This window comes from Microcystis sp. LE19-84.1B (assembly GCF_027531875.1).
In the GTDB taxonomy this organism is placed as follows: Bacteria; Cyanobacteriota; Cyanobacteriia; order Cyanobacteriales; family Microcystaceae; genus Microcystis; species Microcystis panniformis.
In genome coordinates, this window is record NZ_JAPZSR010000190.1 from 1 (window position 1) to 1,309 (window position 1,309).

Sequence of the window (1,309 nt, forward strand, 5' to 3'; positions counted from 1 at the left end):
TGCCAGAACTGAAGATTTACCCCTATCTTTTGCTCAACAGAGAATGTGGTTTCTCTATCAGATGGATCAGCAAAATTCGGCTTATAATGAAGCTCTAACCATCCGTTTAACGGGACGCTTAAACATTGATATTTTAGAGCAAACGATTAATGCTATTATTCAACGCCATGAGAGCTTACGGACAACCTTTCCAATGGTTGAAGGAAAACCTATTCAAAAAATTGCTCCATCTCTAAAGATTAAATTATTAGTTATTAACTTAAAAGATATTTCCCAAGATCAAATTGATAAACAGATTATTGAAGAACTACAAAAACCCTTTGATTTAACTCAAGCTCCCTTATTACGATCTACTCTGTTTGATCTGGGGTATGAAAATTATATTTTAGTTAACGTTTTCCATCATATTATTATCGATGGTTGGTCAAAGGGCATTTTATTTAAAGAATTATCTGAATTTTATCAAGCATTTTTATCTAATTCAACCGTAGATTTACCCGAATTAGCCATACAATATGCAGATTTTGCGGTATGGCAAAGACAATGGTTACAAGGTGAAATCTTAGAAAATCAGTTAAATTATTGGAAAAAACAATTAACGGCTGCTCCTCCTTTATTAGAACTTCCAACCGATAAACCCCGTCCAGCTACTCCCAATTTTCGAGGTCATAGTATCTCGTTTCAAATTAACTCAGAACTCACCGAAAAACTGAAACTGTTGAGCCAAAAGTCGGGGGGAACCTTATTTATGACCTTACTGGCTGCTTTAAACACTTTACTCTTCCGTTATAGTGGTCAAGATGATATTTTAATCGGGACACCCACCGCCAACAGAAACCGACAAGAAATTGAACCTTTGATTGGTTTTTTTGTCAATACTTTAGTGCTGCGGAATTCCCTAGAAGGAAATCCGACTTTTTCGGGATTATTACAGCAAGCTCGCAATGTTGTTTTAGAAGCGTATGCTAATCAAGATGTCCCCTTTGAGCAAGTGGTTGATGGGTTAGAAATCGAACGAAGTTTAAGTTATAATCCCTTATTTCATGTCATGTTTGCGATGCAAAATGCCCCCCTCAATGCTTTAGAATTACCTGATTTAAAGGCTCAATATCTAGCCGTTGAAAACCAGAGAATTAAATTTGATCTCAGCTTAGTTTTAGAAGAAATCGAAACCGAAAAAGGAGCTTATTTAGAAGGTTTTTGGGAATATGATAGCGACCTATTTACCCCTGAAAGAATCACCCGCATGGTGGGTCATTTCCAAACTTTATTAAAAGGAATTGTAGCCAATCCTCAGCAAACCGTCGGG

The 1,309-nt window shown here is 36.5% G+C and carries 1 protein-coding gene; it reads left to right on the forward strand.

Going from position 1 to position 1,309, the window contains the following annotated elements; all coding sequences use genetic code 11:
* Positions 1-1,309, forward strand: a 1,309-nt coding sequence (locus O9324_RS11250) for a condensation domain-containing protein (RefSeq protein WP_288140226.1), incomplete at both ends; no start/stop codon positions are given.